Origin of the sequence: Dactylosporangium sp. NPDC005572 (genome assembly GCF_040605515.1) — a bacterium.
Lineage (GTDB): Bacteria > Actinomycetota > Actinomycetes > Mycobacteriales > Micromonosporaceae > Dactylosporangium.
This window is the reverse complement of sequence record NZ_JBEXCY010000388.1, coordinates 1-4612: the sequence shown is the minus strand read 5'-3', so window position 1 is coordinate 4612 and position 4612 is coordinate 1. Positions and strand designations below refer to the sequence as shown.

General features: G+C 76.3%; 6 protein-coding genes and 1 pseudogene. 3 read left to right on the top strand and 4 right to left on the bottom strand.

Going from position 1 to position 4612, the window contains the following annotated elements:
- The coding region (locus ABZS66_RS60505) for a hypothetical protein (protein WP_354773875.1) at window positions 1-771 on the top strand (771 nt) is incomplete at its 5' end.
- A gap of 29 nt (window positions 772-800) precedes the next feature.
- Here ABZS66_RS60505 and ABZS66_RS60500 read toward each other — a convergent pair.
- The 4 genes from ABZS66_RS60500 to ABZS66_RS60485 form a co-directional block, all read right to left on the bottom strand.
- Window positions 801-962 (bottom strand): hypothetical protein, encoded by a 162-nt coding sequence (locus tag ABZS66_RS60500; protein ID WP_354773873.1) that lies wholly within the window; start codon window positions 960-962, stop codon window positions 801-803.
- A 26-nt stretch (window positions 963-988) separates the two neighbouring features.
- Window positions 989-1831 carry a sulfite exporter TauE/SafE family protein gene (locus ABZS66_RS60495; protein ID WP_354773871.1) on the bottom strand — a complete coding sequence of 281 codons (843 nt, stop codon included), beginning with the start codon at window positions 1829-1831 and terminating at the stop codon, window positions 989-991.
- Window positions 1828-3192, bottom strand: a complete 1365-nt coding sequence (locus ABZS66_RS60490) for an MBL fold metallo-hydrolase (protein ID WP_354773869.1) — start codon at window positions 3190-3192, stop codon at window positions 1828-1830. The genes ABZS66_RS60495 and ABZS66_RS60490 overlap by 4 nt, the downstream gene beginning before the upstream one ends.
- 132 nt (window positions 3193-3324) lie before the next feature.
- Complete coding sequence (locus tag ABZS66_RS60485; RefSeq protein WP_354773867.1) at window positions 3325-3594, bottom strand: metal-sensitive transcriptional regulator; 270 nt, start codon at window positions 3592-3594, stop codon at window positions 3325-3327.
- A 135-nt stretch (window positions 3595-3729) separates the two neighbouring features.
- Here ABZS66_RS60485 and ABZS66_RS60480 point away from each other — a divergent pair, with 135 nt between their 5' ends.
- Together ABZS66_RS60480 and ABZS66_RS60475 are read left to right on the top strand one after the other, a co-directional pair.
- Window positions 3730-4332 (top strand): hypothetical protein, encoded by a 603-nt coding sequence (locus tag ABZS66_RS60480; protein ID WP_354773865.1) that lies wholly within the window; start codon window positions 3730-3732, stop codon window positions 4330-4332.
- Window positions 4329-4612, top strand: a pseudogene (locus tag ABZS66_RS60475) (hypothetical protein); the annotation flags it as partial. The gene ABZS66_RS60480 and the pseudogene ABZS66_RS60475, both read left to right, overlap by 4 nt.

Genomic DNA, 4612 nt, shown 5'->3' with positions numbered 1-4612 from the left:
GCGCGGCCCCCGGACCGCCGCTACCTGCGCCGCGGCGCCGCCTGCCGGCGCTGCCCGGCCCCGTGCGAGTTCCTGCACGAGGCCCGCGAGGCCCGCAGCCCGCAGGAGCAGGCGGCCGACCTCGAGGCGTGGCACGACGCCCTGCTGCTCGGCACGGCGCCGCGGGCCTGGACGGCGTGGCAGCGGTGGCGCCGGCAGTGGCCCGACGAGGCCGGCGTGGGGGTGCTCAACTGTGCTGCCACGCAGAGCGCCGGTGCGTGGGCCGAACGGCTGCTGCGCGCCCGGGGCGGCACACCCCTGGCGGCCCGGCAGATCGTGCTGCGGGCCCGCGCCGAGGCGGCGGTCGCGGAGCTCGCCTGGGCCTGGCTCGACCGGCACGAGCTGGACGCCGAGGCGACCGAGCGGTTCGCCGCGACCCAGGCGGCGCTGCGGCAGCTGCTCGGCGGGCCGCCGCAGCCGGAGCTGCCCGGCTGCGCCACCTGCCCGGCCCGCTGCCTGGTGCTGCCCTACACCGCGCGGCTGAACGGCACGCTGGACAGCGTCGCCGCCCGCGCGACGGCGGGCACCTCGGCACCCGTCCGCCTCCAGTCGGTGCGCAAGCTGCTCGACCCGCACCTGCGGCCGCTCGCGGCCGGCCTCGGCGAGGACCTGCTCCCGGCGCTGACCCACTGCGCGATCACGCAGAGCGCCCCGGCCGGCGAACCGGCGGTGCTGGAGGTCCTGACCGAGCTGGCGGCGTCCGCCGGGCCGGCGGCCACGCCTGCGCGGTGACGTGGCCGGCGGTGCGGACCGGGAGCAGGTCAGCGCCGGCGCAGCAGGGACCGTAGGACCGTGGACAGGCCCTTCGGCTCGCAGGCGCAGCGCTGCGCCGCCGGTACCCCGGCGAGGACCTCGTCGACATGGTTGCCGCATCCGGCGTAGGTCGCCTTGCCGCAGGTCTTGCAGGTGACGCGCTGGCACATGGTCGTTCCTCCAGAGGGGTTGGTGGTCAGGTCGAGGTGAGCCGGTCGCGCCGGCGGGCGTGGGCGGCGGCGACGGTCGTGACGACGGCGAACGCGAACCCGGCCGCGAACCCGGCGGTGAACCCGGGCCACGGCAGCTGCCGGCCGAGGATCAGGACGCCCAGGGCGGCGACCGACCAGCCGAACGCCTTGCGCAGCATCTCGGCGGGGACGCGGCCGGCCAGCCGGGCGCCGGCGAGGCTGCCCGCGATCGCGGCGGCGGTGACGGCGGCGGCCAGGGTCCAGTCGATGCCGGCCCCGGACAGGTGGCCGGCGAACCCGGCCAGGGACTGCATGGCGATGACGACGAGGGACGTGCCGACCGCCACCGGCATCGGCAGGCCGCCGAGCAGGACGAGGGCGGGCACGACGAGGAAGCCGCCGCCGGCGCCGACGAGCCCGGTGACCAGGCCGACGGCCACGCCGTCCACGGCGATGCGCAGCGGCGGCACGCGCCGGGCCGCCGCGGTACGCCGGCCGCGGATCATCGCCGCCGCGGTGGCGAGCATCATGAGCGCGAACGCGGTGAGGAGCACGCCCGGCGGCACGAACGCGGCGAGCCGGCCGCCGGTGTAGGCGCCCGCCATGCCGGCCAGGCCGAACGTGAGGCCCGTGCGCCAGCGGACCCGGCCGGCCCGCAGGTGGGGGAGCACCGCCACGGCGCTGGTGGCGCCGACGACGAGCAGCGAGGTGGCGATCGCCGGCCCGGCGGGCAGGCCGGTGACGTACACCAGCAGCGGGACGGCGAGGATCGACCCGCCGCCGCCGAGCACGCCGAGGCTGAGCCCGATCGCGGTCGCGAGCGCGGCGGTGAGGACCAGGGTCGTCATGCGCCGGCCGGGACGGTGTGCAGCCCGGCCTTCGCGGCGTTGGCGAAGTCGTCGTCGACGGCGACGACGCGGTGGCCGGCCGCGGCCAGCACCGACGCGGCGACCGAGGCGCGGTAGCCGGTCGCGCAGTGGACCCACACCTCGCCGCCGGGCACCTCGCCGAGCCGGTGGAGCAGCTCGTGCAGCGGGACGTGGACCGCGTCGGCGATGTGCGACCCGGCGTGCTCGAGGTTGCGCCGCACGTCGAGCACCGCGACGGGCCGGTGGTGGCGCACCTGGGCGAGGTCGGCGAACGTGGCGCGCGGGTAGGTGGCCACCGGCTCCCCGCCGGCCCAGTCGGCGGGCGTGCCGGTGGCGTGCGCGGCCGGCCGGTCGATGCCGATGCGGACGAGCTCGCGCTGGGCCTCGGCGACCTGCTGCGGGGTCTCGCCGAGGAGCGTTACCGGGGTACCCCAGGGGATCAGCCAGCCGAGGTAGGTGGCGAAGCCGCCGTCGAGGCCGAAGTTGAGCGTGCCGGCGACGTGCCCGGCGGCGAAGGCGACGCGGTTGCGCAGGTCGACGACCCACTCGCCGGCCGAGAGCCGGCGGCGCAGCTGCCCGGCGTCGGCGTGTTGCGGCGGGCTGAGGTCGGGTTCGAGCGGGCCGGCGGCGTTCGCGGGTGCCATGTGCGCGTAGTAGGCCGGCCAGGCGTCGAGGCCGGCGAGCAGCTCGTCGACGAACTCGCGCTCGGGCGTGGTGAGCACCGGGTTGGTCCGCCGCTCCCAGTCGATCGTCGACGCGACGGCGCTGGACTGGGTGGCGGCGCAGAAGCTGCCGAAGCCGTGGGTCGGATAGACGGCCGTGGCGTCGGGCAGCTCGGTGGCGAGGCGGTGGACCGAGGTGTACTGCTGGTGCGCGAGCGTCCCGGTGTGCTCGGGGCCGAGCAGGTCGGGGCGCCCGACCGAGCCGTACAGCAGCGATCCGCCGGTGAACACGGCGACGTCCGCGCCGTCCGCGATCAGGACGTACGCCAGGTGCGTGAAGGTGTGGCCGGGCGTGTGCCGCGCCCGGACCCGCATCCGCTCGCCGACCTCGACGACGTCGCCGTCGCGGACCGGCACGCGGTCGAACGCGACCGGGTCGCCGGCGCCGACGTGGTAGGTGGCGCCGGTGCGCCGGGCCAGGGCGTGGCCGCCGGTGACGTAGTCGTTGTGCAGGTGGGTCTCGAAGACGTGGGTGATCGTCACGCCCTCGGCGGCGGCGAGGTCGAGCACGCGGTCGATGTCGCGCTGCGGGTCGACCACGAACGCCACCCGGCCGTCGTGGACGAGGTAGCCACGGTCGCCGAGGGTCGGCGTCTCGATGGGCAGAACGTGCGGCACGGGACCGGTCCTTTCACGCGGCTCGCGGGCGCAGCCAGCCTGACACATACCCCCGGGGGTATGTCAACGATACCCCAGGGGGTATGCGCCGGACGCTGGTGCTTGACTACCCGGAAGTGCGCGGAAATACCGTCAGGCCAGGGACAGGAACAGCTTCTCCAGCTGCGCGACGTCGAGCTGTGGCTCTTTGCCGGCCTGCTCGGCGGTCAGGCACTGCCGCAGCCCGGTCGCGATGATCTTGAACCCGGCCTTGTCGAGGGCGCGCGACACGGCGGCGAGCTGGGTGACGACCTCGGCGCAGTCGCGGCCGTCCTCCAGCATGGCGATCACCCCGCGGATCTGCCCCTCGGCGCGGCGGAGCCGCTTGATCACGTCGCCGAGCGCCTCGCCGTCGATCTCCACGCCGTGCCTCCTGTCACCCGCCGGTAGATACCCCCCAGGGTACCGTGGCCGGCCTCAGCCGCCGCCGCCTCCGTCGCGGCCTGGTCCGCCGGCGAGGGCGGTGCCGGCGCTGCGGCCCGCGTAACGTCTCCGGGCATGGCACTGCGACCCGACGAGTTCTACGACCACGCCCTCGCCGCCGCCGACGCGGAGGGCCGCCTCCCCCTGGCGCGGATGACCGGCTGGGACATCAGCCCGTTCGAGCCGGAGGGCCTGCGCGTCGCCCCGCTGCGCCCGCCGGTGCTGCCCGAGCCGCCCCGGCAGGGCGAGGACCCGGCGGACTGCGACTCGTGCCGCCGCCGCGACGAGGGTATCTGGCTGGACGAGCGGTGGCGGCTGACCCGCATCGAGCAGGTGGGCGTGCCCCTGGTACTGATGCTGCATCCTCGTGACCACCACGACCTGGCCGACCTGCCCGACGCCCTCGCCGCCGAGCTGGGCGTGCTGACCAAGCACATCGCCGGCCACGTCCAGGCCCTGCCGCACATCGCCCGCGCCCACGTCTACCGCATCGGCGACGGCGGCGCCCACCTGCACGTGTGGTTCTTCGCCCGCCCGGCGGGCCAGTCCCAGCTGTACGGCTCGTGGATGGTGGTCTGGGACGACCTGCTGCCGCAGTACCCGGCCGAGGTGGCCGACGCGGACGCGGCAACGGTCGCGCGGGCCCTGGCCGGCTCCTACGGCGGCCGCGCGACATGAGCATCTCGGTGGTGGCCGCCGGCGCGGAGCGGTGGGACGACATCCAGGCCGTGTTCGGCCCGCGCGGCGTGCCGGCCGGCTGCCAGTGCCAGTACTTCAGGTGCGACAACGCCGCCTGGCGCGCCACCGGCCGGGACGAGCGGGCGGCGGCCCTGCGGGCCGACCCGGCCGGGCTGCTCGCCTACCTCGACGGCGAGCCCGCCGGCTGGTGCGCGCTCGACCGGCGTGGTCTTGAACCACAGGCTGATCGACTGGTACGAGCTCTCCGTGGCCAGCTTCT